Below are 2,462 nucleotides of genomic sequence, written 5' to 3'. Positions count from 1 at the left end.
CAGAGCATGTTCATGGCATGTCGCTTTCAATGGCCCAGAGCGCCGGATTAGCGGACATGACCGACAAAGAAAAGGCCGCCTCGACGGGCGGCCTTCGCAGGATGTCGCAGAACGCGCTCGTTTAGCGCGAATAGAATTCGACGACCAGGTTCGGTTCCATCTGCACGGCGAACGGAACGTCCGCCAGGCCGGGGATGCGCGAGAAGGTCGCGACCATCTTGTTGTGATCGGCTTCGATGTAGTCCGGCACGTCGCGCTCGGCGAGACCGACCGCTTCCAGAACGATGACCAGCTGCTTGGACTTTTCGCGGATTTCGACGACATCGCCCGGCTTGCAGCGGTACGAGCCGATGTTGACGCGCTTGCCGTTGACGTTGACGTGACCGTGGTTGACGAACTGACGGGCGGCGAAAATGGTCGGCACGAACTTGGCGCGGTAGACGACCGCGTCGAGACGCGACTCGAGCAGGCCGATCAGGTTCTCCGAGGTGTCGCCCTTGCGGCGGTCAGCCTCTTCATAAACCTTGCGGAACTGCTTTTCCGAAACGTCGCCATAGTGCCCCTTCAGCTTCTGCTTGGCGCGCAGCTGCAGGCCGAAATCGGAAAGCTTGCCCTTGCGGCGCTGGCCATGCTGGCCGGGGCCGTATTCACGCTTGTTGACCGGGGACTTCGGGCGGCCCCAGATGTTTTCGCCGAGACGGCGGTCGATCTTGTACTTCGCGGATTCGCGCTTGCTCATCGCATTCCCTTTTCAAAACAACACACCCGGAACCTCATGGTCCGGGTGAAGGAAACGCGCCCTCCTCTGGCCTCCGTTTTCGAGACCTGACAGGGTTTTCCCACGCAACGCGGCGGAAAACCCACGGGACACGTCAGTTCAAACAAGATAGTAGAATTGGATTTCCACGCATCTTGCGCACATAAAGAAAACCACCGGGCATTGCGGCCCGGTGTTAGCGCGCTGATTAAACGGAGATTTAACCGGTGTCAAGCTTGTGGCTGGCGTAGGCCATGGCGACGATATAGCGTCTCTGGGTTGAGTACAGTGCCGGATGTGGCGGGAGGTTGCGCCAGCGGCATCAGGAAGGGACCGGAGCAGAGGAGCTACATTCGCATGAAGAAATTCTTCCTTACCCTGACAGGAGCCGCTGTGTTGGCGGGATCCATGGCGGTCATGACACCGGAGCCGGCTGAGGCCAGGCATTGGCAAGGGCACCGGCACCACCAGGCTTGCCGCATCGTGATCAAGAAGAAAATTATCTGGCGGCACGGCCACAAGAAGGTCATCCGCTACAAGATCAAGCAGTGCAGAGGGCGCTGGTAGGCTGCAATCAGGCGGCCGACATCATTTCGAAGCCTGCGGTTTGGCCGCGGGCTTTTGATTCCGGCTCGTGTTCTTCGGCGTTTCCCTTGAACGGCGGACTGCACTCTAGCCTTTCGACTTCTTCTCCGGCAGGCCCTTGCGCTTCGTCTCGGCGAATTCCTCGAGCTGCTTTTCGCTCATCGATTCGTACATTCCCTTGGAAGCGCCCTGGAGTTCGCTCTTCTTGGTCTCGCCGCGCTTGGCCGACAGAGCCGCGCCGGCGGCTTTCTGCTGGGCTTTCGAGGTGGCTGGCATGGCTCTTTCTCCCGTTGGCATCAGGAGAAAAACGCAACGACTGCCGTGATGTTCCGCTTCGCAATCACGACATCGCCAACCCGAACCCCTGCATCAGGCGGCGGGTGGGGAAATCGGCTCTTTTCGATGTGAAGACGGCAAGGTCGGGCCCTTCAGGCAACATCTCGCCACGACCGCTCGGATCGATGTCGGCGAGAAGCGACAGCGCCCGGCGCGCGATCGCTTCGGCGGGGTCGAGCCAGTCGACCGGCCAAGGCGCCGTCTTGCGCATACGATTGGCCAGAAAGGGGTAGTGTGTGCAGGCGAGCACGACGATATCCGTACGCAGCGCATCACGTTCGACGAAGCATGGCGTGATCTCGGCGCGCACCGCCTCCTCATCGACGAAGCCCTCACGCATGTAGATCTCAGCCAGTCCCGCCAGCCTGTCGCTGCCGACCAGGCGGACATGGCATTTCTGCGCCCATTTGCTGATCAGGTCGCGCGTGTACTGGCGCTTGACGGTGCCAGGCGTCGCCAGCACCGAAACCAGCCCTGAGCGCGTGCGTTCCGCCGCCGGCTTGATCGCAGGCACCATGCCGACAAAAGGATGCTCGGGAAATCTGTCGCGCAGCGCGTCGATCACCAACGTCGAGGCGGTGTTGCAGGCGATGACCGAAATGGCCGGCGCAAACCGCTCAAGCAGTTTGCCGAACAATTCAAGGATATGCACCCTCAGCGCCGGCTCTTCCCAGGCGCCATAGGGAAACGCAGCGTCGTCGGCGACATAGATGAAACGGCGGTCGGGCATCAGCACGCGCGCCTCGCGCAGTACGGTGAGCCCGCCGATGCCCGAATCGAACAT

4 protein-coding genes are annotated in these 2,462 nt (G+C 61.0%); 1 reads left to right on the top strand and 3 read right to left on the bottom strand.

Annotated elements, in window-relative coordinates; translation table 11 throughout:
• Window positions 1–121 precede the first annotated feature (121 nt).
• Window positions 122–739, bottom strand: coding sequence for a 30S ribosomal protein S4 (gene rpsD / locus ENZ75_RS28545; protein WP_013532142.1), 618 nt, complete (start codon window positions 737–739; stop codon window positions 122–124).
• Between the two features lie 375 nt (window positions 740–1,114).
• Here rpsD and ENZ75_RS28540 point away from each other — a divergent pair, with 375 nt between their 5' ends.
• Window positions 1,115–1,324 carry a hypothetical protein gene (locus ENZ75_RS28540; RefSeq protein WP_013532143.1) on the top strand — a complete coding sequence of 70 codons (210 nt, stop codon included), beginning with the start codon at window positions 1,115–1,117 and terminating at the stop codon, window positions 1,322–1,324.
• Between the two features lie 105 nt (window positions 1,325–1,429).
• Here the strand turns inward: ENZ75_RS28540 and ENZ75_RS28535 are convergent, their stop codons facing one another.
• Both ENZ75_RS28535 and murI read right to left on the bottom strand, forming a co-directional pair.
• Window positions 1,430–1,618 carry a DUF3008 family protein gene (locus tag ENZ75_RS28535; RefSeq protein ID WP_013532144.1) on the bottom strand — a complete coding sequence of 63 codons (189 nt, stop codon included), beginning with the start codon at window positions 1,616–1,618 and terminating at the stop codon, window positions 1,430–1,432.
• 64 nt (window positions 1,619–1,682) lie between these two features.
• Window positions 1,683–2,462: glutamate racemase (gene murI / locus ENZ75_RS28530; protein ID WP_128278499.1), on the bottom strand; the 780-nt coding region annotated here is incomplete at its 5' end.

The sequence above is a fragment of the Mesorhizobium sp. M7A.F.Ca.CA.002.04.1.1 genome, from assembly GCF_004022805.1.
Classification (GTDB): domain Bacteria; phylum Pseudomonadota; class Alphaproteobacteria; order Rhizobiales; family Rhizobiaceae; genus Mesorhizobium; species Mesorhizobium ciceri.
Note: the sequence above shows the minus strand (reverse complement) of the source record. Positions and strands in the feature narration are given on the sequence as shown.